Source organism: Halomonas sp. AOP25-F1-15, assembly GCF_052378675.1.
In the GTDB taxonomy this organism is placed as follows: Bacteria; Pseudomonadota; Gammaproteobacteria; order Pseudomonadales; family Halomonadaceae; genus Vreelandella; species Vreelandella casei.
Genome location: NZ_JBQSXV010000002.1, coordinates 348,418 through 371,450, shown reverse-complemented (window position 1 = coordinate 371,450; position 23,033 = coordinate 348,418). Strand labels below are relative to the sequence as shown.

Annotated in this window: 22 protein-coding genes; 7 read left to right on the top strand and 15 right to left on the bottom strand. The window is 52.1% G+C overall.

What is annotated here, in order from left to right:
- Positions 1–41: 41 nt before the first annotated feature.
- The 5 genes from uxaC to ACT3TF_RS04990 form a co-directional block, all read right to left on the bottom strand.
- On the bottom strand, positions 42–1,460 hold the full coding sequence (uxaC, locus tag ACT3TF_RS05010) for a glucuronate isomerase (protein ID WP_444671705.1): 1,419 nt from the start codon (positions 1,458–1,460) through the stop codon (positions 42–44).
- A 39-nt stretch (positions 1,461–1,499) separates the two neighbouring features.
- On the bottom strand, positions 1,500–2,789 hold the full coding sequence (locus tag ACT3TF_RS05005) for a TRAP transporter large permease (RefSeq protein ID WP_444671704.1): 1,290 nt from the start codon (positions 2,787–2,789) through the stop codon (positions 1,500–1,502).
- Positions 2,786–3,280: a TRAP transporter small permease gene (locus ACT3TF_RS05000; RefSeq protein WP_096281029.1), complete on the bottom strand. Its 495-nt coding sequence runs from the start codon at positions 3,278–3,280 to the stop codon at positions 2,786–2,788. Before ACT3TF_RS05000 ends, ACT3TF_RS05005 begins: the two co-directional genes overlap by 4 nt.
- 92 nt (positions 3,281–3,372) lie before the next feature.
- Complete coding sequence (locus tag ACT3TF_RS04995) at positions 3,373–4,332, bottom strand: C4-dicarboxylate TRAP transporter substrate-binding protein (protein ID WP_096281031.1); 960 nt, start codon at positions 4,330–4,332, stop codon at positions 3,373–3,375.
- A 104-nt stretch (positions 4,333–4,436) separates the two neighbouring features.
- Positions 4,437–5,168, bottom strand: a complete 732-nt coding sequence (locus ACT3TF_RS04990) for a GntR family transcriptional regulator (protein WP_096281034.1) — start codon at positions 5,166–5,168, stop codon at positions 4,437–4,439.
- A 249-nt stretch (positions 5,169–5,417) separates the two neighbouring features.
- Here ACT3TF_RS04990 and ACT3TF_RS04985 point away from each other — a divergent pair, with 249 nt between their 5' ends.
- From ACT3TF_RS04985 to ACT3TF_RS04970, 4 genes are read left to right on the top strand one after another with little or no spacing between them, the layout of a single operon-like run.
- Positions 5,418–6,311 carry a 3-keto-5-aminohexanoate cleavage protein gene (locus ACT3TF_RS04985; protein ID WP_441685011.1) on the top strand — a complete coding sequence of 298 codons (894 nt, stop codon included), beginning with the start codon at positions 5,418–5,420 and terminating at the stop codon, positions 6,309–6,311.
- The gene (locus ACT3TF_RS04980) at positions 6,308–7,261 is read left to right on the top strand and encodes an L-carnitine dehydrogenase (RefSeq protein ID WP_444671703.1); all 954 of its coding nucleotides are present in this window, start codon (positions 6,308–6,310) and stop codon (positions 7,259–7,261) included. Before ACT3TF_RS04985 ends, ACT3TF_RS04980 begins: the two co-directional genes overlap by 4 nt.
- Positions 7,261–7,716 (top strand): thioesterase family protein, encoded by a 456-nt coding sequence (locus tag ACT3TF_RS04975; RefSeq protein ID WP_444671702.1) that lies wholly within the window; start codon positions 7,261–7,263, stop codon positions 7,714–7,716. The genes ACT3TF_RS04980 and ACT3TF_RS04975 overlap by 1 nt, the downstream gene beginning before the upstream one ends.
- A 29-nt stretch (positions 7,717–7,745) precedes the next feature.
- Positions 7,746–8,567, top strand: coding sequence for an alpha/beta hydrolase fold domain-containing protein (locus ACT3TF_RS04970; protein WP_444671701.1), 822 nt, complete (start codon positions 7,746–7,748; stop codon positions 8,565–8,567).
- Between the two features lie 72 nt (positions 8,568–8,639).
- Here ACT3TF_RS04970 and ACT3TF_RS04965 read toward each other — a convergent pair whose 3' ends face one another.
- Together ACT3TF_RS04965 and ACT3TF_RS04960 are read right to left on the bottom strand one after the other, a co-directional pair.
- Entirely contained in the window at positions 8,640–9,578 is a 939-nt protein-coding gene (locus ACT3TF_RS04965) for an ABC transporter substrate-binding protein (protein ID WP_444671700.1), read from the bottom strand.
- Positions 9,579–9,712: 134 nt separating this feature from the next.
- Positions 9,713–10,675 (bottom strand): GlxA family transcriptional regulator, encoded by a 963-nt coding sequence (locus tag ACT3TF_RS04960; RefSeq protein ID WP_444671699.1) that lies wholly within the window; start codon positions 10,673–10,675, stop codon positions 9,713–9,715.
- A 145-nt stretch (positions 10,676–10,820) separates the two neighbouring features.
- Between ACT3TF_RS04960 and ACT3TF_RS04955 the strand changes: the two genes are divergently transcribed.
- Complete coding sequence (locus tag ACT3TF_RS04955) at positions 10,821–11,138, top strand: hypothetical protein (RefSeq protein WP_441685002.1); 318 nt, start codon at positions 10,821–10,823, stop codon at positions 11,136–11,138.
- 77 nt (positions 11,139–11,215) lie between these two features.
- Here the strand turns inward: ACT3TF_RS04955 and ACT3TF_RS04950 are convergent, their stop codons facing one another.
- Positions 11,216–11,515, bottom strand: coding sequence for a DUF333 domain-containing protein (locus ACT3TF_RS04950; protein ID WP_225734260.1), 300 nt, complete (start codon positions 11,513–11,515; stop codon positions 11,216–11,218).
- Between the two features lie 238 nt (positions 11,516–11,753).
- Between ACT3TF_RS04950 and ACT3TF_RS04945 the strand changes: the two genes are divergently transcribed.
- Positions 11,754–12,242: a pyridoxamine 5'-phosphate oxidase family protein gene (locus ACT3TF_RS04945; protein ID WP_193062404.1), complete on the top strand. Its 489-nt coding sequence runs from the start codon at positions 11,754–11,756 to the stop codon at positions 12,240–12,242.
- Between the two features lie 111 nt (positions 12,243–12,353).
- Here the strand turns inward: ACT3TF_RS04945 and ACT3TF_RS04940 are convergent, their stop codons facing one another.
- From ACT3TF_RS04940 to hutI, 6 genes are all read right to left on the bottom strand, one after another.
- A complete protein-coding gene (locus ACT3TF_RS04940; RefSeq protein ID WP_441684998.1) occupies positions 12,354–12,827 on the bottom strand; it encodes a CreA family protein in 474 nt (157 codons plus the stop codon).
- A gap of 234 nt (positions 12,828–13,061) precedes the next feature.
- Positions 13,062–14,606, bottom strand: coding sequence for an HAL/PAL/TAL family ammonia-lyase (locus ACT3TF_RS04935; RefSeq protein WP_444671698.1), 1,545 nt, complete (start codon positions 14,604–14,606; stop codon positions 13,062–13,064).
- A complete protein-coding gene (locus ACT3TF_RS04930) occupies positions 14,599–16,194 on the bottom strand; it encodes a BCCT family transporter (protein WP_441684994.1) in 1,596 nt (531 codons plus the stop codon). The genes ACT3TF_RS04935 and ACT3TF_RS04930 overlap by 8 nt, the downstream gene beginning before the upstream one ends.
- 125 nt (positions 16,195–16,319) lie before the next feature.
- Positions 16,320–17,996 carry a urocanate hydratase gene (gene hutU, locus ACT3TF_RS04925; RefSeq protein ID WP_441684993.1) on the bottom strand — a complete coding sequence of 559 codons (1,677 nt, stop codon included), beginning with the start codon at positions 17,994–17,996 and terminating at the stop codon, positions 16,320–16,322.
- A 78-nt stretch (positions 17,997–18,074) separates the two neighbouring features.
- Positions 18,075–19,073, bottom strand: coding sequence for a formimidoylglutamase (gene hutG, locus ACT3TF_RS04920; RefSeq protein ID WP_441684991.1), 999 nt, complete (start codon positions 19,071–19,073; stop codon positions 18,075–18,077).
- Positions 19,063–20,277: an imidazolonepropionase gene (gene hutI, locus ACT3TF_RS04915; protein WP_444671697.1), complete on the bottom strand. Its 1,215-nt coding sequence runs from the start codon at positions 20,275–20,277 to the stop codon at positions 19,063–19,065. The genes hutG and hutI overlap by 11 nt, the downstream gene beginning before the upstream one ends.
- A gap of 311 nt (positions 20,278–20,588) precedes the next feature.
- On the opposite strand from hutI, the gene ACT3TF_RS04910 reads away from it, so the two are divergent.
- A complete protein-coding gene (locus ACT3TF_RS04910; RefSeq protein WP_441684988.1) occupies positions 20,589–21,911 on the top strand; it encodes a YjiH family protein in 1,323 nt (440 codons plus the stop codon).
- Positions 21,912–21,982: 71 nt separating this feature from the next.
- Here the strand turns inward: ACT3TF_RS04910 and hutC are convergent, their stop codons facing one another.
- The gene (gene hutC / locus ACT3TF_RS04905) at positions 21,983–22,696 is read right to left on the bottom strand and encodes a histidine utilization repressor (protein WP_441684986.1); all 714 of its coding nucleotides are present in this window, start codon (positions 22,694–22,696) and stop codon (positions 21,983–21,985) included.
- Positions 22,697–23,033: the final 337 nt, after the last annotated feature.

The following is a 23,033-nucleotide window of genomic DNA, read 5'->3' as shown; positions in this document are numbered from 1 at the left end:
AGTCCATCACAAGGAGTAAGAAGCAAAAAACAAAAAAGAAATTAACGCTCAAATAAGTAGCGCTGCACATTGTGGTAACAAACCGCTCGAACCATCTCACCAACGCGATCTATATCATTGGGCAACTCACCCCGGGACATTTGAGCGCCCAGCATTTGGCAAAAAATACGTCGAAAGTAGTCGTGGCGGGAAAACGATAGAAGGCTACGCGAATCCGTCAGCATGCCCACAAAGTAACGCAGCAGGCCAAACTGCATTTGGGTCGTCAGTTGACGCTCCATGCCATCACGCTGGTCGTTAAACCACCAAGCGGCTCCAAATTGCACCTTGCCGGGAATCCCATCGCCTTGAAAGGAGCCCGCCAAACCAGCGAGCATTTCGTTATCCCTTGGGTTGAGGTTATAAAGCACAGTGCGTGGCAGTTGATGCTGGTTATCAAGCGCATCCAACAGCGCCGCCAAGGGTTCTGCGTAAGTGATATCGCCAATCGCATCGAAACCACTGTTAACGCCTATTTCACGTCGACCACGCTGGCTTAAATCACGCAGAGCGCCAATATGAAGCTGCATTACCCAGCCTCGGCGGGCGTACTCTTTGCCAAGCCATAGCAGTACCGCGGTGTTAAAACCATGAGCCTCGTCGTGGCTCAGCTCTTTTCCACGCATTCCTTTGTCGAGTATCCGATCCAGCTCCTGGGCCGAAGGAGGCTCAACAAAAACAGGTTTCTCCAGGCTATGGTCGGAAAGGCAACAACCTAGGCTGGCAAAATGCTCAAGACGCTGGAACAGTGCCGCTAGCAGGTCATCGAAGCGCTGTATCGTGACGCCACTGGCGACTTCAAGCGTAGCAAGGTAGTCAACAAAGGCTGGCTGCTCTATTTTGAGCACCGTATCGGCTCGAAATGTCGGCAACATAGTCGGCCCAGTGTTCGCCTGCGCATGGCGTTGGTGGGTTTCCAAGCTATCGACGGGGTCATCGGTGGTACAAATAGTACGCACGTTAAAGCGTTCCAAAATACCCTGGGCACTAAGCTGAGGCTCTGCCAATCGCTGTTGAGAACGATACCAAACTTCCTCAGCCGTCTTGGGTGAAAGTAGCAGATTGTCGATTCCCAACGGTTTTTTCAGCTCAAGATGCGTCCAGTGATAGAGAGGGTTACCAAGACAGTCGGGGACAGTTTCCGCCCAGGCTTGAAAACGTTCCCGGTCACTGACATCGCCGGTAATTCGCTGTTCAGCAATGCCTGCACAGCGCATAGCGCGCCATTTATAGTGATCCCCTTTGAGCCATAGCTGGGTTAAATTGTCGAACTGTATATTATTGGCGATTTCGATAGGATCTAGATGTGAGTGATAATCGCAAATCGGCATAATAGCCGCGTGTTCATGATAAAGCCGTCGGGCTGCTTCATTTTCTAATAGGAAGTCTTTACCCATAAACTCAATATTATCGTTAAACATTATTTTTGCTCCTTTATTAGATAAGCATCAATGGTAGTTTTAACCCAGCAGCAAATTGGGCAAAAAGAGCACAACACTGGGGAAAAATATAATACCCAGCACTACCGCAAACACCGCTAAAGCAAAGGGCAACAGTTCACGACTGTAGTCATAAAAGGAGCAACGTAAAATGCCACACACTGTATACATTGAAATACCCACGGGAGGTGTCATGCCACCAAAGGTAACCAGCGTCATCATTAGTAGCCCGAAATGAACAGGATCAACACCCGCGGCTTTAATAACAGGCACCAAAATAGGCGTTAACAACATTACAACGACCGTAGCCTCTAACAACATACCTAGAAAAACAAGTAGCACAGCCAAGGTAAGCAACAACGTTATTTGACTTGAGAATACACCTAGCGTTAGCTCAGCTATTGTTTGTGGTACTCTTTCAAATGAGACAACATAGCCGATGATGCCTGAAAACATAATAATCAGCATGATCATGCCAATATCTCTAACGCTGGCGCGCATAGCGTTAAGGATCTCTTTAATCCCCATTTCCCGATGTATAACGCAGCCGATCAATAGTGCATAAGCCACTGCAAATGCGCCCGCCTCTGAAGGCGTAAACAGACCATAACGAATACCTACTAATAACCATACCGGGAAAAGAATTGCCCAAATGCTGCTACGCAGGGCCTTTAAAACCTCGCGACCAGTGGGAAGGTTCTCCCTTACTGGAAGGTATCCCCGCCGCTTGGCCATGATGTAAGTAGTCACCATCAGCGCCACCATTAGCAGGAATCCCGGCACAAGTCCTGCAATAAACAAACGACCAATGGAAACTTCACCCAGGTAGCCATACAGAATCAATCCAATACTAGGCGGTATGGTCGCGGTAATTAACCCTCCTACAGAGAGCACAGCACCTGTAAAGCCGAGCGAATATCCACCTTTAATCATGCTTTTACCTAGCACACGAGATTGCATAGCGGCATCCGCCACGGCTGAACCTGACACACCGCCCATCAAGGTGCTCAACACGATACTAGCCTGGGCTAAACCACCGCTCATCCATCCTGCCAGCAAGGTAGAAAGATGAACCAAGCGGGGGGTAATACCACTGGCGTTCATCAGGTGGCCAATGAAGATAAATAGCGGGACGGCTAGCAGAGGAAATGATTGCGTTGATGAGACTATTCGCTGCACCGCGATACTCGTAGGTAAAAAGGTGTCCGGCAGGAGAAAATAAGAAAAACCAGCAATACCAATGGCAAAAGCAACGGGCATGCCAATGGCCATGAGGAGCAAGCCGAAACTCAGCAGTAAAACAGCTGTCATAGCGCTTCCTCCACAATCTCATCATCGTCAGTAACCAAACTACCGATGATTCCGTTTGCGACAACACGACGTATGAGGGTTAGCAACATTAATGAAGCACCGACAGGCAACGCTAGCGTGATATAGCCGTAGCTCAGTCCAGCTACCCCCATAGGCCGCTGCCAATTTGAGGAGGCTAAAGCAAAGCCATACCATATGAGAAGAGCGAGAAAGAGCGCCATCATCGCAAGGCAAAGGCTCGTGACTATCCATTGCAGTTTGGCTGGCATTCGCACCACAAATGCATCGATTCGCACCTGCCCACCCCTCCGCAACGTAATATCGGCGCCTAATACCGCGGTCCAGATAAATAGAAATTGAGCCAACTCAGCCCCCCCGGCAAAGGGTTGCCCAATGGCTCTAGCCGTTGCACTTACTAACATGGAAAGAGACGTACCACCGAGTAGCGTAATGGCTAGCCACTCCTCACCTTTATCGTACCAATACCACATACAGCATTCCTCGCCCCACGGGGCATGCGGATTGTTAAAAACTAGCGAAAAGGAAGTACCCCCACCTTAAAACAGATGGGAGTTGGTGCTGATTACTCCTCAGTAAGCAGTTGATCACGGTATTGGTCATAACCTAGCGTCTGATAGACGTTACCAACGCGCTCGCGAAAAACGTCGAGATCAACTTCATTAAAGGTTACGCCTGCGGCTTCCATTCGCTCGCGGACGCCTTCTTGCTCATCGGCCGTCGCCTGACTCGCTATTTCTCCGGCTTTTAATAATTCCTCATCAAGAATGATGCGTAACTCTTCAGGCAAGGACTGATACCATTGCTCAGAGGTGGCAATACCTGTCATCAAGTGAATATGATTCGTCAATGCTATATGGGTAATTACCTCGTGAAGATTTTGCCCTTCAGCACCTGTAAGCTGCGCCTCTGCACCATCGATGGAGCCTAGCTGTAGAGCAGAGTAAACCTCCGACCATGGCAATGGGGTAGCCGTAGCACCCATGGCTTCAATGGTGTTAACCCATACAGGCGAGTTAATGGTGCGCACACGCACTCCCCGTAAGTCATCGGGTGTATTAACTTCATTCTGGGTCAGCATCTGCCGAGTGCCCTGAAACCAGTTATAATTAAGCAGTCGCAAACCACTTGAGTCAGCCAAGCTCTCCACCCAATCTAGATAAAGTGGTGAGCTCGTAATTTGATGATAATCACGATAGTCTTCAACTAAGTAAGGAGCGCTTAAAATCCCCAATTCTGGTTGGTACTCCGATAACCGCCCAGCATCAATAAGGATCGCAATATTGGCACCACTACGGATTTGCTCTACCACATCTTCATCTGAGCCAAGCTGACTATTAGGAAAAAGCTGAATCGTTAGCTCTCCTTCAGAACGCTCCTCAATTACTTGCTGAGCATCCACTATTGCCTGAGCGATAGGATCTTGCGGGTTTAGCGCTATTGAAATATTCAGCTGGTAAGCGGCGTGTGCTGAATTACTAACGACTAGCAGTGCAATAGCGGGAAGTAATTTTTTAAGCTTCATCTTCTGCTCCTAAGGGTCTTCATTTATTGTTGGTGTTTCACTAATTTATTAATACAGCTAGCTGTGTTTAATAAATTCGAATTAGTAATTTTTAATTATTCATTTTAAATGGCCAGAGCTGGAGTAACCAACTCTAACTCTTCAAACATCTCAGGAAAACGATGCTCCAGCTCAGGTAGCGAGTTAAGTATTTCATGCTGATGAATACTCATAGCCTTCGCTGCCGCGTTGGTATCTGCATCAGCTATTGCATCGACAATAGCCTGATGCTGATCAGCCAATTTAGCGATGGGTGTAGAGTCAGGAATACTCAAATAGCGGACCCTGTCTAGCTGTGCCTTCACGTCTTCGATCACCTTCCAGGCCATGACTTGGCCTGTCGAAAATGCCAACGTGCGATGGAACATCTCATCAAGAAGGAAAAAACGGTCATGATCTTTGCGTTCTATACAGCTGCGCTGACGGACGATGAGTTCGTTAAGCTCCATTAAAACACTGGATGAAAGGGTGCATTTGGCGGCCTTTAAAGCAATGGCTACCTCCAGAGACTCTCGAACAAAGCGCGCTTCTAACACCGCTCGCTGCGATATCTTGACCACGTAGGTGCCGCGCTGAGGCTTCACTTCCACCAAGCCAGCCTCAGATAGCCTTATAAACGCTTCCCGCACTGGCTGGCGGCTGACAGAGAACGTGTCAGCGATTTCTTTTTCCGACAGCGCTTGGCCAGGGGCCAGCACCATTTGAATGATCGACTGCCTTAATACTTGAAATAGCCGCTGGCGAACTGAATCGCTGTCACGGGTTTCTTGCCATAGCGTTTGTAATGTCGTCTGCATAAACCTGAATCCGGATATGAAAGCTTGCCGGCCGTGGCGGCACCTTCTGACATGACTAGTATGGTAGTATGGATGAGATAGAGAAAGCCCCCGCCGCTTATACTTTAGTCGCTCGACACTAGCGTAGCGCGCTGTCTTTTTCTGACCAAGCTGCACGTTATGTATATTGAACGGCGCTTTACGACAACTTTTTTGCTGCTCACGACGACACACTAGTAGGCGAACAAACTGCTTATTAGAGAGCACGCTATGAATCGCAATGTCATCCTTACCTGTGCCGTCACTGGCGCAGGTGATACCACCGCTAAAAATCCCAATGTTCCCATTACGCCCAAGGCCATCGCAGCCTCTTGTATTGAGGCTGCCCATGCTGGGGCCAGCATCGCGCACATCCACGTACGTGATACGGAAACCGGCGGCATTAGCCACTCTACAGAGCAGTTTCGTGAAGTGATGGAGCGCGTACGCGAGGCCGATGTGGATATCGTCATGAACATCACAGCGGGCGGTGGCGGTGACTGGATACCGGATGTGCAAGACCCCTCTCGCGGCGGCCCGGGCACTGATATTCAAACACCGGCAGAGCGCCATGCACCGGTGGGCGAGCTACTTCCTGAGCTTTGTACCCTAGACTGCGGCAGCCTAAACTTTGGCGACATGGTGTACGTAAACCCTGCCGATTGGCTGCGTGAACATGCTCGTCTCGTTCAAGCCGCTGGCGTTAAGCCGGAACTAGAATGCTTTGACCTAGGCCACGTCTGGTTTGCCCGCCAGCTTCAGCAAGAAGGCTTGATCGACGGCGATCCGCTTTACCAGCTCTGCTTGGGCATTCCTTGGGGCGCCGAAGCGGACACCGAAACCATGTTAACGATGCGCAACAAACTTCCGGAAAACGCTAACTGGGCAGCTTTTGGTATAGGCCGCCATCAAATGCCGATGGTTGCTCAAGCGGTGCTGCTGGGTGGCCACGCACGGGTTGGCTTGGAAGATAACCTGTTTTTGGAAAAAGGCGTGCTGGCCAATAACGGCCAACTGGTCGAGAAAGCCGCGACCATCATTGAGAATCTTGGCGCTCGGGTGATGACGCCTGCTGAAACCCGCGCCCATCTTAAATTACGTGACCCTGCCGGAGGTGGCCTATGAATCGCTTAGCCATTATCGGTACCGGCGTGATTGGCAACGGCTGGATTGCCCGCGCACTCGCACAGGGTTGGAATGTGGTTGCCTTTGATCCTGATCCGAATGCGCCAGCGCGCACCCAAGCGTTTATTGACAACGCTTGGCCCTCGCTAACACAGCTTGGCCTGGCACCCAACGCCAGCCCGGAGCGACTGACGTTTGCAGCGACGACTGAAGAGGCAGTTAACGGCGCGGACCTGATTCAGGAAAACGTTCCTGAGCGACTAGAGCTTAAGCAAGAAATCCTGGCCGCCATTGACGCCGCCGCGACACCCGATGTCATTATTGGCTCGTCCACCTCTGGCTTCAAACCTACCGACCTGCAGCAAAACTGCCAGCAAGCGCCGGGGCGTGTCATCGTCGCCCACCCCTTCAACCCGGTATATTTATTGCCGCTGGTTGAGCTTGTCGGGGGCGAGGCAACACAGCCCGCGCAGATTGCTAGCGCCCAAGCGCTTTATCAGTCGCTCGCCATGCGACCACTGGTGGTTCGTCGTGAAATTGAGGGCCACATCGCCGACCGCTTAATGGAAGCGCTGTGGCGCGAAGCCTTACACTTAGTCAACGATGGTGTGGCCACCACTGAAGAAATCGATGCCGCCGTGGTTTATGGCTGTGGTCTGCGCTGGCCGCTGATGGGCACGTTCCTCACTTTCCACTTAGCCGGTGGCGAGCCTGGCATGCGCCATATGTTGGAACAATTCGGCCCCGCGCTAAAACTCCCCTGGACCAAACTGGAGGCCCCAGAACTCACCGATGAGCTAATCGACAAAGTGGTCGAGGGCTGTGAGCACCAAGCCGCCGGGCGCTCAGTAGCCACGCTGGACCGGCGTCGGGATGACTTTTTAGTCGAACTGTTGGAGGTAGTGCAAAAATACTGGCCGGAAGCCGAAGGGCTAAAGGGACGCATTTAATGATCATCCATGAAACCCACGTCGCACCCGAGTGGGTCGACTACAACGGGCACATGAACGACGCGGAGTACGCCCGCGTCTTTTCCCAAGCCTGTGAATCGTTGATTGACCACATAGGTTTAGATGAAGCGGGCCGTGAGCACTATGGCTACACGATTTATACCCTGGAAACCCACCTGTGTTATCGCCGCGAAGCGCAGCAAGGCCAACCGCTCAATATTGACCTAACGCTGCTTGATAGCGATGCAAAACGCCTGCACGTGTTTTTCGCCATGTTCGACGATGAAGGCAACCTATTAGCGACCAACGAACAAATGCTGATGGGCATGGCACAGGACTCTGGGCGACCAAGCCCGTTTCCCGAAGCAGTCGCACATCTTGTAGCAGCACTGCCACGAGCAAGCAGCGATGCCTGGCCGGAACTTGCTGGCCGCACCATTGGCATTCGACGCTAAGGGTTACGACGCTAATAGGGACAGGGAAGATGAACATAGAGGCCTTTATTCAGCACTTTAGCGCAGGACTGGCGGCGATGGATGAGCTGCCCTTGCCACAAGCGCGCAGCGCCTACGATAAGCTTTGCCGCACGTTCGCCCCACCTGACCCGCTGGGAATGAGAATTGAAAATACCGTTTTGAGCGGCGTTAGCGTGCGCCGCTTTATTCCCCAGCAGCTAGCACCGGGCTGTGTGCTGTTTATCCATGGCGGCGGATTTACCATCGGCTCAGTGGAGAGCCATCACGGCCCCGCCGCAAGCCTAGCTCAAGCGCTAGGGCGTGAAGTGGTCAGCGTCAACTATCGGCTGGCGCCAGAGGTAGATTACGCGGCTATGTTGGCAGACTGCCAAACGATACTAATGGCCGTTCAACCTATTGCGTTAGTGGGTGACAGCGCTGGCGGGAGGTTAGCTATCGACCTTGCTCGTTCACTTATCGAGGCGCCGCCGTTAGGGTTGATTTACCCGCCGGTTGGCGAACTGTTGCTGGAATATCTCGGTGAAGATGCACCGCTGCTGTCATGTAGTGACGTACTCGGCATTCGAAAATACTGGCCAGAAATCAATGCACATCAGTTTGATCGACGCCCTCCTAGCACGTGCATTGAAGTATTGACGGTAGCGCACGACCCGCTAACGCTGCCAATGGAAGCTGCCGTTACTGGCTGGCGTAAAGCGGGGGCTTCAGTTGGCTATCGATGTGCACTGCAAATGGTGCACGCCGCTCTTCACGCCCAATCGCAACTGCCCACAATGGGCGCGGCATGGCAGGACTTTTGCCTTAAACTAAAACAGCGCCTTACTGAATAAGGCGCTGTTTTAAGAGCAATCGTTTCAAGAACAACCGTTTTAAGATCAGCCGTTTTAAGATCAACCGATACGTTAAGAGCCGAACTGCGCACGCACCTGATCAATGGCGAGTTCGCCATCGCGGGTTTTAACGCCGTCTAGCCATTGGGCTACAGTGTCTAAGTTATTACTAATCCACTCTTGCGCGACATCATCCGCCGCACGCTCTTCATAGCTATACTCGTGCACCCAGTCATTTTGGTCTTCAATATCGATCACGTATTGTGACAAAAAACGGTGAACCTCGGGGGCTTCCTCAGATAGGCTGGCAGGTGTGACCGTCCACACGGTGCTTTCAATTGAGGCTACGCCTGCATCATCGCTATCGGCTAAATACGCCAAATCAAAGCTCACGTTCATCCAGTGAGGCTCCCAGCCGACAAACGTCACCCACTCTTCATCGGCTATTTTTTGTTCAGCTTGGGCCAGCATGGCCGAGGTTGAGCTTTCACTCAGCTGCCAATCCCCCAGGCCTGCAATGTCGTTATCAATGGCGTTAAGGATCGCCTCGTTAATACCGGTGCCCGCTTCAATGCCTTGGATTTCTCCACCGAATTGATCACGATGTTCGGCCAACTCAGCCACGGTGGTCACCCCTGCATCATAAACATACTGCGGCACGACGAGCCCTGAATTGGCGCCTTTGATATTGGAAACCACTTTTTCTACTTTTCCGTCAGCCACCAGAGGCTCGATCATGTCAGTCTGGACGGGATACCAGCCGCCTAAGTAAATATCCAGATCGTTACGCGATAAGCCGCCCAGAATAATGCTCACGGCTAAATCTTGCTGGCGCGTTTTATACCCCATTGTCTCAAGTAGTTGAGCAGCCACTTCCGATTTCACGGTAACGCCAGGCCACGGCGGCACGCCAAAACGCAGCTCATCAAGCTCCGCCATCGCTGGGGCGGCAGCGAACGCAGAAAGTAAAAAACCCGCTGTAAGTGACAACGACTTGGTAGTGTAAGACATAAGGCTAAACCTTTTATTAACTGGATTAAACCAGTATGCGCCGCTACCTGCAGGTCACTAAGCATGAAGCGACACTTACCAACCACAAGGCGCCACTTCTTATTTAAAGGGCTTTTCTACAACGGGGTTGAAAATCACCGGTAGCGAACGGCTCTTGGTGAGTAGCCGTAATGGGCACGAAACGTGCGCGCAAAGCTTGATGACGAACTAAACCCACAGGCCAGCCCCACCGCCAGCACTGCTAAATCGGTCTCGACCAGCAGCCGCTTGGCGCGTTTAACGCGTAGCTGCAAGTACCACTGGCGAGGCGTCATGCTTAGCTCTTGCTCAAATAGGCGCTGCAACTGGCGAACCGACACCTCAACGCGGCTTGCCACTTCTTCCAGGCTGAGCGGCTCTTCAATGTTCTGCTCCATTAGCGCTACCGCCTCTACCACGTGCCGGTTATGAGTGCTTAGCCGCTTCACCAACGCCGTGCGCTGCTGGTCACTGCGCGTTCGAATACGGTCATGAATAAGCTGCTCAGAGACATCGATAGCCAGTTTCGCGCCATAGCGGCGCGCAATCACCTCTAGCGCCATATCCATGGCGGCCGCCCCGCCCGCGCAGGAAAAACGCCGCTCGCCTAGTTCGTAAAGTTCGTCGGTTGTCTCGATACCCGGGAAGCGTTCGTGAAAAGCAGGCAGGCTCTCCCAGTGCAGCGCCACCCGTTCATGCGTTAGCAACCCGGTTGACGCGAGCAAGAATGCCCCCGTATCAATACCGCCTAAACAGCAGCCCGCCTGGTCTAACTGATGCAGCCATGCCATTAAGTGCCGAGTAAGATGGGCTTCTGGCGTGAAACCGCTGCACACTGCCAGTGAGGGCAAATGGTGCACCTGGCCAGTTGATTGATCCGCCATTAGCGTCATGCCGTTCGACGCCGTTACCGGCCCACCGTCAGCGCTAATCAGCGTCCAGTCAAACAGTGGGCGATCAGAAATACGATTCGCAATCCGTAACGGCTCAACCGCTGCGAAGAAGGCCATCATGGAAAACTGCGGTAACAATAAAAACCCCACCATTTCAGGTAAAGGGCCTTGGTAATCAAGACGCATAGCATTGCCTAGAATTGAAACGTTTTATAGAAAAGCGGCTCTACCATAGCGTGTTCGGCTCTCAAGATCGGAAATCCATCGAAAATAATGGCGTCGTATATTCAATATCGGCCAGCCAAAACAGTGCCGCATAGGGGACGTAACCATGAACATTACACATTTAGAGCACGTCATTATTGCGTTGATGATTCAGTGCGCCTTGCTGTGGCTAGTCTCGGCGAGGGTGGGAGGCAGTATCGCCATTGCGCTGCTACTGGGAAGAGAGATTGCACAGCACGAATATCGGCTAGGTATTCAACGCGGCTGGGAATGGGGTGAAACACTACCGGTTGGCATGTTCGAGGGCGTTTGGCGCGGCTGGACCCTCGACTCAGCGCTCGACGTACTGCTACCAGCAGCAGCCTGTGCCGTACTAGCCACTGCCATTAGCGTTTGGCGTAGAAAAAGCAGCGCGCTCAAATAGCCATGTTTATGGCTCCTGAACTCTGGCTCCTGACCTCTGAGTTTAAACACGCTTAAACTGGCAGCACCGAGCGCTGATCAGTCATTCTCCATCCGCTCGTTACGATAGAGCTGCCCCTGATTTTCTACTCGCCCATCGGGTAAGCGGCAGTATCTTCCGGTGCCCAGGCTGGTTTCTTGAACCTCCGTCTCACCGCCAATACTTTCGCAGTATTGAGCTGCGCGCTGGGTCATATAGTTTTGCGTGTTATCGCCCCCACCCTCGCTTGCACAACCTGCCAGCAACAGCAAAGCGCTCATTAAAAAAACCTGACGGCCCTCACGCATCAGCCTTTTAACGTTACACCCTGCCTCTACCGGCGTTGAAATCATCCGCATGGCGGCCTCCTTTATGTTTCGAACACTCATTCATTACCTTAGCGCCGCACGCTATCAATGGCTATCTTATTGATGCCACCATTTGCTGTTATCAAAAATGGTAGCTAAGCTGTAATCAGCCTCGCAGATGTATAGCTCTTGTAGATAGACATGAGCTGTACCGGCGGGCAGTACCCTGATCATAAGGCCAAGATCGAATTCAGACGGCCAATATCGAATTCATAAGGAGAGTGAAGCTATGTCCAGCCCTGAACATAAGCAAAAGATCTGGAAGATGATCAAAGATATCAAAGTTGGCATGCTGGTGACGTTAGACAACGACACCCCGCGCGCCCGGCCAATGCACTTAGTGCAAGAAGAGTATGGCGGCACCCTGTGGTTTTTTACTCGGCGCAGCGCCGAAAAGGTGTTTGAAGCCAAACGAGATCATGATGTATGCCTTAGTTTTTCTGATCAAGAAGATGGCGTGTACGTTTCGCTTTCCGGAAAAGCTAACCTTACCAATGATCGCGATCTGATCGAGAAATACTGGAACTCTTTCATTGCAGCCTGGTTTCCTGAAGGCAAAGACGACCCGGATGTTGCGCTGCTGGAAATTAAAGTAGAGATGGGCGAGCACTGGAAATCAAAAGAGAGCAAAGCCTTCCAGCTTTACGAAATTGCGAAAGCTAACCTGAAAAAAGACGCCACGCCGAACCTCGGTGAAAACGAAAAGTTCGGCGGTTAACGTCATACCCAAGCGCCCTACTACGGGGCGCTTATTCCGCTACGCCGTTACATCTACATTCTTATATCGCATAGCCGACCTGAATCGCGTCAAGGCCAGAAGCGTTGACTATCAATCACCGTAATGAACGGCCGTAATAGCATTTTTAGGCGACCCATCCACTAGCCGAGTGCTGTAGGTAAGATAAACAAAGGTTTGCGTTTCGGTGTCGTGCATACGCACAACACGCAGATTTTTGAACAATGCTGAGCGGCGCTGGGTAAAAATCACCTCTTGCTCCTCCACATCAGCCGGGGTAAACACTATCTCTCCCGTTTGCCGGCATACCACGCTGGCCTCACTTGCCTCTTCAGCCAGCCCAACCGCTCCGGAAATGCCGCCGACCTGCGAGTAGGAAATGTAACAGGAAATACCCTGCACCTTCGGGTCATCAAAACGCTCTACTTCAATGGTGTTATTGGGCCCAAGCATACGGAACTCGGTACGCACGCTGCCAATATGAGCATCCTGAGCAAATAGCGTGGGCGGTAGTAGCGCCAATATAAAAATGAGCAATGTGAGGGCAAGGCGTTTAGGAAAAAACATGGGGTACTTCCTTGGCAATAGTTAACCACGTGAGAGGCAAACAGAGAGCATACCTGATACGTGCAATATGATAGCCTCTCTTTACAGCCATCCACACATCTGTCCCTCACCAATAATCCCTACCGCAGCGCATATAATGGTATAGAGCCCGCAGTTGTTGTCGCCTGGCGCGTTGCACCAGAGCTGTTTCATGCTGCCTCCCTTAAGAACTGTGTGTCTTCAAAATTATATTGGTTAACTGCCAGGCAGTAAGTTCGGAGCTATAGGCAGCATGTTTTCCAGCGAGTGGTCATTTCGCAACCATTCGTAGACCGCCTGAATATCTAAGTGCAGAGCATGCTCTTCCTGGTAAGCAGGAAGAATCTCACGGAGTGATCTCCAGGCCAATAAAGTACCCACGGCGAAGTCTTCACCGTCTATCAAATCAAAGGCCTGTGCGGCCAATAGATATTCGATAGCAAGGACGTAGAAAGCATTGTCGATGGCCTGATCAAGCTTTAAAGCTGCGCTTTCACCCAAACTTAGATGGTCTTCCTGCAGCCCCGAGGTAACAAAGTTGTCAGTCACTGCAGGCTGAGCCAAGCGCTTGTTATCAGCGACCAATGAGGCAGCCGAATAGTGAGCTATCATCATGCCGGATTTGACGCCACTTTCGACAGTCAAGAAAGGCGGTAAATGATTTGCCTGAGGTGATACTAATCGATAAGCGCGCCGCTCGGAGATTGAGCTCCATTCGCAGACAGCGATGGTAAGTAGATCGCATGCCATCGCCACCGAAGCACCGTGAGGATTGGCTTGCGACACAATTTGATAGCCGCCGTTATATGGAATAACTAATGGATTATCGGTCGCTGAGTGAAGCTCTTTCTCTATCTGCCGGGATGCGTGGTCGAACTGATCTCGACAGGCTCCATGCACCTGAGGCATTGAGCGCAGACTCAGCGCATCCTGCAATCGCTGGCCTTTATGGCGCATGAGATGCGGACTATCGGCGAGAAGCCGACGTAAATTATCGCCCGTTTGCTGAACGCCTGGGTGGCGTTTTAGAGCCGTCACCTCCGCCATAAAGGCGTTCATTTGCCCGCCCAATGCTTCAAAACTCATAGCGCCGATAATATCCGCCCACGCCGATAGGCGGGCGGCATCGGCAAGCGCCAGGCAAGCCAATCCCGTCATAGCGGGGGTACCATTAACGAGGCTCAGGCCATCCTTGGGGCCAAGCGTTATCGTCGGCATACCGATGACATCCAGCGCTTGCTTGGCAGGCATGCGTTGTCCGCGAAATTCAACATCGCCATGACCTATCAGAGCCAGCCCAATGTGCGCCATGTGAGTAAGGTAACCCACCGAGCCGCGCGAGGGCACGATCGGAGTCACCTGCTCATTCAACAATTTGATCAGCCCCTCCAGCACGGCCAGACTAATACCGGAGTAACCATGACTATAGTTGATCACCGCGCAGCATATGATCGCCCGAACTTGTTCCGTTCGCAGCGGTGTGCCAACGCCACAGGCATGGCTCATCAGGGTGTGGTGTGAAAGGCGCTGCAGCTCATCTTGCTTAAGCACCACATCGCATAGCGCACCCAAACCGGTATTAATGCCGTAATGGGGCACGCTTGAAGCGGCAATCTTTTCGACAGCCTCGCGCGCGCAGCTCACCCTTTCCCAAGCTTGAGGCGACAGCGATAACTGATGCCCATGGCGGGCGACCTTGACCACCTCCAGCCAAGCAGGAGGCGTAGTGCCGATTTCAAGATACCCAGATAACTCACTCATGTGCATCTCCGGTCTTCTCAACAGAAAGCGCTGGCTTATTTGCAGGCTCACCAGCTCCTTGAATAATAAAAACCTTCACTGCAGAAGCCACAATCAGAGTAAACAGAAACAGCACGACAAAACCTCCCGCTGCCGCCAGGAACTTAATACCGTCGACACCCTGAGCACCACCCCCAAAGGCCACCATCACATAGGCGATAATCGCAATTGAAAGCCCCCAGAGAATTTTCTGCTTACGAGGAGCCTCTTCTTCCGCTGTCATGTCTTTAGTGCAGATGGTCGCAATGGTTGAGGACATTGAGTCAGCTGAAGTGGAGAAAGAAATGACCAGCGTCACAATGGCTAACGGAATGAGCAAGGAGGACAATGGTAAATGTTGTAGAAAGCCCCAAAGCCCAGATACCGCACCATTCTCGGTCACCACGCTAACAAGGTCGAGGGTGCCATCCATCTGCCACTTAATGGCTGACCCGCCCCATATTGCGAACCAAACGATGCCGAACACAGAAGGCAGAATCCAGTTAATCACCAGGAACTCACGTAGCGTTCTGCCATAGGAGATCCGCGCCAAAAAAAGGCCCATCAAAGGTGCGTAGGCTATCCAGATCGACCAGTCATACATGGTCCACCAAGTGACCAGCGCTTCACCTCCGGACTCTTTGGTGTCGAATGACCAAAGGAAGAAGTTATCGAACCAGTAACCCAAGCTGGTTACCGATAAACTTAGGATGTAATTCAATGGGCCAATAATTAACAGAATGGCTACAAAAGCGTAAAAGATATAAGCATTGACTGATGATAAAAGTCGGATGCCCCGTTTGAGACCGGACACCGCCGAAGTAATAAAGATCGCCGCAATCACCAACGTTAAAATCAGCCAAGTAGTAGGATTAGAAGCGATACCGTACTCAGCTTCAATGCCAGAGCTAATCAGCGCTAGGCCAGCCCCTAAAGAGGATGCAAGACCCAGTGCGATGGCAAGTATTGAAATAATATCGACCACGGCGCGTACGAAGGGGCTTTGCTCGCGACTACCAAGTAGCGGGGAGAGTGTTGAAGAGATAGAAAAGCGTTCTTTGCGATTAAAGTGCATATACCCAATCATCAAGCCAACAATGGAGTACATGGCGTAGGGTATAAAGCTCCAATTATGGAAGCTCCTGGCCAAAGCGAAAATCGCCGCTTCACCACTGTTGGGTTCAAATGACTGATTGGCGATCTCGCCATAAATATTGCCCAGGTAGATAATGGGCTCATTGACAGAGTAAGTAACAACCCCAGTCGCTATTCCACCGGTTAACGCCATGGCAAAGGTAGCCGCCAATGAGAACGTAGGCTTAGCATTTACCCCACCCAATCGAATATTGCCCGCCTTGGAAAAGAATATAAACGCTGTCACTCCGAGCGTCGAAATGGCCAGTAACTGATAAAGCCAACCAAAATCGGATAGCGAGAGATAAAATAACTGCCTAGCCACGCTGACCAGCAGTTCGTTATTAACTAAGCCAATGATGACGGCCAACAGAACAATCACGAAGGCGGGTATAAAGACGCTTCGCTTTAACTGTTTCCTGTCTGTTAGTGACATTTTATGTCTCCTGTTGAAGTTTATTGTTATAGCGCTTTTTTATCAGGTGCCGACATGCTGTCTGTCGACACCTTTATCTTTGTGTCCAGAGAAGCTAAAGGTATTAAGGTTGTTAATGGGGATTCTTACTTGACCATCGGCAAATCAAGACCGTTTTCGCTGGCACACTGTTTAGCAATGTCATAGCCAGCATCGGCATGGCGCATCACACCAGTGCCTGGGTCGTTGCGCAGCACACGGCCTAAGCGGGCGTGGGCATCATCGCTGCCGTCACACACGATCACCACGCCAGAATGCTGGGAATAGCCCATACCTACCCCACCGCCATGGTGTAACGACACCCATGTGGCTCCACCGGCAGTGTTTAGCAGCGCATTAAGTAATGGCCAGTCCGAGACAGCATCTGAGCCATCCATCATCGCCTCTGTTTCACGGTTGGGGCTGGCAACGGAACCAGAATCGAGATGATCGCGACCAATCACGATCGGCGCTTTTAGCTCGCCACTTTTAACCATTTCGTTGAAGGCCTGCCCCAGGCGAGCACGATCTTTAAGCCCCACCCAGCAAATGCGTGCAGGCAACCCCTGGAAGCTAATGCGCTCACGCGCCATATCGAGCCAGTTATGCAGGTGAGGATCATCAGGAATAAGTTCTTTGACCTTCTGGTCGGTCTTATAAATATCCTCAGGATCCCCAGAGAGCGCAACCCAGCGGAACGGGCCGATGCCCTGGCAAAAGAGCGGACGGATATAAGCGGGCACAAAACCAGGAAAATCAAACGCGTTCGCAACCCCCTCTTCCATTGCCATCTGGCGAATGTTATTGCCGTAATCAAAGGTGGGTACGCCCATCTTCTGGAAGTCGAGCATCGCTTGCACGTGCACTGCCATTGATTGCTTGGCCGCCTTTACGGTGGTTTCAGGCTCACTCTTACCGCGCGCCACGTACTCTTCCCATGTCCAGCCAGAAGGCAGGTAGCCATGCAATGGATCGTGGGCACTGGTTTGGTCAGTGACCATGTCAGGCTTGATGCCGCGTTTAATCAGCTCGGGCAGTACATCGGCGGCATTACCACATAAGCCGATAGAAATAGCCTTACCTTCGGCGGTATATCGCTTAATACGCGCCAATGCATCATCAAGGTTCTCAGCCTGCTCATCCAGGTAGCGGGTACGCAAGCGGAAGTCGAGGCTCGCCTGCCGACACTCAATATTCAGCGAACAGGCACCGGCCAACGTAGCCGCCAACGGCTGAGCGCCCCCCATACCACCAAGTCCGGCGGTCAAAATCCAACGCCCCTTAAGCTCGCCGCCGTAGTGCTGCCGACCCGCCTCAACGAAGGTTTCATAGGTACCCTGCACAATGCCTTGGGAACCGATATAGATCCAGGAACCAGCGGTCATCTGGCCGTACATCATCAAGCCTTTACGATCCAGCTCGTTAAAGTGCTCCCAGTTAGCCCAGGCCGGCACCAAGTTGGAATTGGCGATCAGTACTCGGGGTGCATCTTTATGGGTTTCAAAGACGCCGACGGGTTTACCGGACTGCACGAGCAGCGTTTGAGTATCTTCCAAGCGCTGTAACGTTTCGACGATTTTGTCATAGCATGCCCAGTCACGAGCAGCACGACCAATGCCGCCGTAAACCACCAAGTCCTCTGGGCTTTCGGCCACATCCGGATGAAGATTGTTCATCAACATGCGTAGCGGCGCTTCGGTCAGCCAGCTCTTACAGCTGAGTTTAGTGCCGGTCGGCGCAATGATTTTACGTGAAGCATCGTGACGTTTATCGTTGGGTAACATGGCGTCATTCCTTATGTTTCTGTTCATTATTAAGTGAGCAGGATGAGCCCCTGTCAGTTATCCAGGGCTAGCTAGCTTTCAAAGTTCGGTTTTAAACGTTCGGTTATCAAAGGTCAGCAAGTGCACGAGACGAGCCGCCGCTCTGGCGGTGCGGCTATCAATATCAAGGCTTGGATTAAGCTCAGCCAGATCAGCGAGGCGAAGCTTGCCGCTGTCACGCACCACTTCAACAAGCGGCTCTATCAAGGCAAGCGAAACACCACGCGCGGCGGGGGCGCTCACGCCAGGCGCTTCGGCGGCAGGCAGTACGTCCAGGTCGATGGTCAGATAAAGGTGGTCGCATTTGGCGATGAAGTGCTGCACGTCTCTGACAATAGAGCCAAGGTGTAGCGCATCGATCTCGCGATCTTCACGAATCAATGTTCTGAGTGCGGTGGCGCGCGAAAATAAAGCGCGCGTATTAGCCACGCGGCTTACCCCCAGGCAGGCGTATCGAAACGACCAATCCCACTCTTGGCACTTATCGGCAATCTGGGCGAAGGGGGTGCCTGAGGAGCGAATATGCGCTGGATCGCGCAAATCGAAGTGCGCATCCAGGTTGATAATGCCGATCCGCGGTGGTGTTTCTTTTGTTGCCTGATCGTTTGGCGCTGAGGCTTTTTGCTTAATGAATTGTGCCAAACCACTCCAACTGCCATACGCCACTTCATGCCCCCCGCCTAACACAATAGGCAGATGGCCAGCCGTTAGTATTGACGTCAGGCGATCAGCGAGTGTTTGTTGTGCAGCTTCTAAAGCATCATCGATACATCTCACATTACCTGCCTCGTAAGCAGGCGCTTTGCGATGCCACGCCAGCGGCGCCAGTGCACGGCGTAACGCATTAGGGCCTTCAGCAGCACCAATGCGGCCTTGATTACGCGCAACGCCTGCGTCACTTTCAAAGCCCAGCAATACACACCCCGGAACCGCACTGCCCGTTAGCGGCTCAATACGCTGGTGCCACCGGTCACTATCGGGTTCAGGATCGGTGCGCCCCTGCCACAGCGACATATCAATAGATGTATCAGCGGCCATGGGTTAACTCCCCATGATAGAGGCGCTGCCGTAGGCGACCTGGCTGCACCGCGTAGGCCAGCTCAGCTGGCGTCTCAATATCCCAGATACATAGATCGGCCACAGCGCCTTCATGAATCTGGCCCTGCCCTTTCAACCCTAGCGCGGCAGCGCCATTGGCGGTCATCCCTGCCAACGCTTCTTGGGGCGTCATGCGAAACAGCGTGCAAGCCAGGTTGAGCATTAACGTGGGCATGAATATCGGCGAGCTGCCTGGGTTGGCGTCGGTGGCAACAGCCATCGGCACGCCCGCTTCGCGCAGCCCCGCAATGGGCGGCTGCTGCGTTTCACGCAGGGTGTGGAAAGCACCGGGGAGAATGACGGCCACACTACCCGCTTCGCGCATGGCAGCAATACCGGCGTCATCAAGATACTCAATGTGGTCAGCTGACAATGCGCCGTGGCGCGCTGCCATCGCAGCGCCCCCCAAATTTGATAGCTGCTCGGCATGTGCTTTGATGGGCAAACCATGAGCTTGGGCGGCTTTGAAAACCCGCTCACATTGCGCTACTGAAAAGGCGATTTTTTCACAAAAGACATCGACGGCATCGGCTAAACCTTCGGCTGCTGCGGCAGGAATCATTTCATTGCAGACCAGATCGATATAGCTGTCGCTGTTGTTCTCATACTCTGGTGGCAGCGCATGGGCACCTAGCAGTGTCGTTACCACACGTACAGGCAATTCCTCTCCCAGGCGCCGAGCGACACGCAACATCTTAAGTTCAGTGGGCACGTCCAACCCATAGCCTGACTTGATCTCTACCGTGGTGACCCCATCTTCGACCAGCGCGTTGAGACGTGGCAAGGCAGCGTTGAAGAGCGCTTGTTCACTCGCTGCACGCGTCGCGGATACGGTACGCAGAATACCGCCGCCACGGCGCGCAATGTCTTCATAACTGGCGCCTTCCAAACGCGCTTCGAACTCATCGGCACGCGCGCCACCAAAGACCAAATGCGTATGGCAATCCACCAGCCCGGGCGTCATGACACCGCCCCGCCCCATCTCATGGCAACCATCAGCCAGTGACTCATCGAAGCCATCCATGGGCGTTACGGTGACAACACGTTCACCTTGAGTAATGACGGCCATGGCTGTCGGCAACGTTTTCAGACCATCAAAGACACTGATATCACGCCAAATGTAGCGCCGCTTGTTGTTGGGCATGGAGGTCTTCTCCGAGCAAATATAATGTATATACAATTAAGCCCACCACCTGCCCTTTCGTCAAGCAGTGAAGTGATAAAGCAAGAAACAAGTGGAGTAAATTAAATCGTTATTAACATAACTATAATCATTTAAATAACAATTACTTAAATATTAAAAAGGAAATAAAAAGCATCGAAAATTAATTGCCAAATTAGACTAATGTCTATCTATAAGCGCTATACGGATACGTCAGGTAGGTTTAATTTATTGTATATACATAAATACAGCACGGTGATATCGATGATAACCACACCATTAGAGGCACGCCCATGAGCGCTATACGCCCACCCACCGAGCAGCGAACCAGCACTTCCACCATCTTGAAGCTCTTTATACCGAGTATCCTGGGCATTCTTATTTTCTTTGTTCCCATCGAGATAGGCGGAAGGCGTACTATCCTGCTCGATCATATGGTCACAGGGCTACGCTCATTAATGGGGGAATACAGCGGCATCTACGCTTTAGCCATGATCGTGGCAGGCGCCGCCTACCCACTCCTCAAAGGCTATTGGCGACGAACGCTGACCGAAGACATCTTCACCGTGCTGAAAATCTGCGGCGTTGCGGTGGCAGTCATGGCGTTAACGGGCTGGGGTCCCGCTTTTCTGCACGAACCGGACATGCTGCCCTTTTTGTTTGAAAAGCTGGTCATTCCGGTAGGTTTAATCGTACCGCTAGGGGCTATTTTCCTGGCACTGTTGATCAGCTATGGCTTGCTGGAATTGATTGGCGTACTTGTTCAGCCGGTAATGCGCCCTATCTGGCGAACCCCTGGGCGCTCGGCAATTGATGCCGTTGCCTCGTTTGTGGGCAGCTACTCTATCGGGCTATTGATCACTAATCGCGTTTACCAAGCAGGGCAATACTCAGCCCGGGAAGCTGCCATCATTGCCACTGGTTTTTCCACCGTGTCGGCAACATTCATGATCATCGTGGCCCGTACGCTGGATCTGATGAGCATTTGGAACTTGTACTTCTGGCTCACCCTGGTGATTACGTTCATCGTCACAGCTATCACGGTGCGGCTGCCGCCTCTGGCAAACATGGATGACCAAAAAAGTGATGGGGAGCCTGAGCCACAACCTGGAAAACGCTTGAGCACGGCCTGGCAAGCAGGCACGGAGATTGCTGCCAACGCGCCCAGCCTTCACCGCAGCGTAGCGCTCAACTTTAAAGAAGGGTTGATAATGGCCATCAGCATCCTACCGTCGATAATGTCAGTAGGTCTGCTCGGTCTGATCGTCGCGAAGTACACGCCATTATTTGAATGGTTGGGATGGCTGTTCTATCCCTTTGTCGCCATGTGGGGGCTAGATGACGCTGCAGCGCTAGCGCAGGCATCTGCTTCTGGGCTGGCGGAAATGTTCCTACCGGCTCTGCTGATGGCTGAGGCTGAATTCGTCGCCCGTTTCGCTGCAGGCGTGGTTTCCGTCTCCGCCGTGCTGTTCTTTTCTGCGTCGATTCCGTGCATCCTTTCTACCAGCATTCCTCTTTCTGTGGGCCGCATGCTGGTAGTGTGGTTTATCCGAGTAGCCTTGAGCTTGCTCCTAGCTGTGCCCGCGGGCTATCTGGTTCAATCGCTGATCAGTTGAACCAAAGCGCTCACCACAGCCCAACGAGGTCGGTATCTCGACCTCGTTGGGCTGGAATCTCCCTCTCACATTTAAGCGGTTTTCCTTAGCAGAGAAGAGCGCAACTTGTAGCGGTTTCCAGGGTGGATGAGGCGCGCATAGCTAATTAAGTGCTCTTGAGACCAAGTACGACGCACCATGCTCAAGCAAGGAGTTTGCGTATCAATACTTAGCCATTTAGCCGTTTGCTCATCGACGAGTACCGCTTCAACAATGTGCTCCATATCCGTCATTGGACAGGCGGCGACTAGCACCTCATTAGGCGTATGGCGTGAAAAATCGGTGTCCAGATAATTAGGTACCCAGCGCGGGTTAACGTAGCGGTTCTCAAGCTGAATCGGAATGTCATTCTCATGGTGAACTAATAACGTATGAAAAACTCGGCTGCCCAGCCTCACTCCTAATCGAAGCGCGACTTCATCGTCAGCTTCTATCGCCTCTTGAAAAATCACCTCGTTGCTATATCGATGCCCCCGAGAAAGCACTTCCTCGGCAATGTTGTAGACCTCGACTAAAGAGGACTCGACCTTACGGTCCGTCACGAACGTTCCAACACCCGATTGGCGCACCAAGTACCCTTGCTGCACTAAGTCTCTAATGGCTTTATTGGCCGTCATTCGGCTTACGCCAAAGTCCTTCGCCAGCCGCTCTTCCGTGGGGATCTGATGATTCAGTTGCCAATCACCACACTGAATTCTATCCAGCAGATGTTGACGGATCTGCTGGTAGAGAGGAGGACTAGTCATGAAGCTCCTTTTCGATGAAAACAGATTGTCTATACAGATATATTACTAGCCTTGGGTAATAAAGCACACTGCTACCCAATCAACACTTTACCCGCCATGTGTGTAAGGCAAACGCCACGCACGTTTACCGTTGGGCGAGATCCTAAGCCCTAATTTCTAAGCTCTCATTTCTAAGCGCTAAGTGCACCAACCGAAAGACCAATAGTGCTGGCCCCTCACCCATAACGAGAAAGCCCCGCATATGTGTGGGCGAGGCTTACAAAATTATCTCAGCCTTCACCTAACCATCACAAGCACACCCTCTGGGTTGATGGCAGGTATTGCTACGGCTAATACA

Excerpts from the sequence above, each read along its gene's own strand:
- uxaC (WP_444671705.1), bottom strand. The coding sequence starts at position 1,460 with ATGTTTAACGATAATATTGAGTTTATGGGTAAAGACTTCCTATTAGAA.
- ACT3TF_RS05005 (WP_444671704.1), bottom strand. The coding sequence starts at position 2,789 with ATGACAGCTGTTTTACTGCTGAGTTTCGGCTTGCTCCTCATGGCCATT.
- ACT3TF_RS05000 (WP_096281029.1), bottom strand. The coding sequence starts at position 3,280 with ATGTGGTATTGGTACGATAAAGGTGAGGAGTGGCTAGCCATTACGCTA.
- ACT3TF_RS04995 (WP_096281031.1), bottom strand. The coding sequence starts at position 4,332 with ATGAAGCTTAAAAAATTACTTCCCGCTATTGCACTGCTAGTCGTTAGT.
- ACT3TF_RS04990 (WP_096281034.1), bottom strand. The coding sequence starts at position 5,168 with ATGCAGACGACATTACAAACGCTATGGCAAGAAACCCGTGACAGCGAT.
- ACT3TF_RS04985 (WP_441685011.1), top strand. The coding sequence starts at position 5,418 with ATGAATCGCAATGTCATCCTTACCTGTGCCGTCACTGGCGCAGGTGAT.
- ACT3TF_RS04980 (WP_444671703.1), top strand. The coding sequence starts at position 6,308 with ATGAATCGCTTAGCCATTATCGGTACCGGCGTGATTGGCAACGGCTGG.
- ACT3TF_RS04975 (WP_444671702.1), top strand. The coding sequence starts at position 7,261 with ATGATCATCCATGAAACCCACGTCGCACCCGAGTGGGTCGACTACAAC.
- ACT3TF_RS04970 (WP_444671701.1), top strand. The coding sequence starts at position 7,746 with ATGAACATAGAGGCCTTTATTCAGCACTTTAGCGCAGGACTGGCGGCG.
- ACT3TF_RS04965 (WP_444671700.1), bottom strand. The coding sequence starts at position 9,578 with ATGTCTTACACTACCAAGTCGTTGTCACTTACAGCGGGTTTTTTACTT.
- ACT3TF_RS04960 (WP_444671699.1), bottom strand. The coding sequence starts at position 10,675 with ATGCGTCTTGATTACCAAGGCCCTTTACCTGAAATGGTGGGGTTTTTA.
- ACT3TF_RS04955 (WP_441685002.1), top strand. The coding sequence starts at position 10,821 with ATGAACATTACACATTTAGAGCACGTCATTATTGCGTTGATGATTCAG.
- ACT3TF_RS04950 (WP_225734260.1), bottom strand. The coding sequence starts at position 11,515 with ATGCGGATGATTTCAACGCCGGTAGAGGCAGGGTGTAACGTTAAAAGG.
- ACT3TF_RS04945 (WP_193062404.1), top strand. The coding sequence starts at position 11,754 with ATGTCCAGCCCTGAACATAAGCAAAAGATCTGGAAGATGATCAAAGAT.
- ACT3TF_RS04940 (WP_441684998.1), bottom strand. The coding sequence starts at position 12,827 with ATGTTTTTTCCTAAACGCCTTGCCCTCACATTGCTCATTTTTATATTG.
- ACT3TF_RS04935 (WP_444671698.1), bottom strand. The coding sequence starts at position 14,606 with ATGAGTGAGTTATCTGGGTATCTTGAAATCGGCACTACGCCTCCTGCT.
- ACT3TF_RS04930 (WP_441684994.1), bottom strand. The coding sequence starts at position 16,194 with ATGTCACTAACAGACAGGAAACAGTTAAAGCGAAGCGTCTTTATACCC.
- hutU (WP_441684993.1), bottom strand. The coding sequence starts at position 17,996 with ATGTTACCCAACGATAAACGTCACGATGCTTCACGTAAAATCATTGCG.
- hutG (WP_441684991.1), bottom strand. The coding sequence starts at position 19,073 with ATGGCCGCTGATACATCTATTGATATGTCGCTGTGGCAGGGGCGCACC.
- hutI (WP_444671697.1), bottom strand. The coding sequence starts at position 20,277 with ATGCCCAACAACAAGCGGCGCTACATTTGGCGTGATATCAGTGTCTTT.
- ACT3TF_RS04910 (WP_441684988.1), top strand. The coding sequence starts at position 20,589 with ATGAGCGCTATACGCCCACCCACCGAGCAGCGAACCAGCACTTCCACC.
- hutC (WP_441684986.1), bottom strand. The coding sequence starts at position 22,696 with ATGACTAGTCCTCCTCTCTACCAGCAGATCCGTCAACATCTGCTGGAT.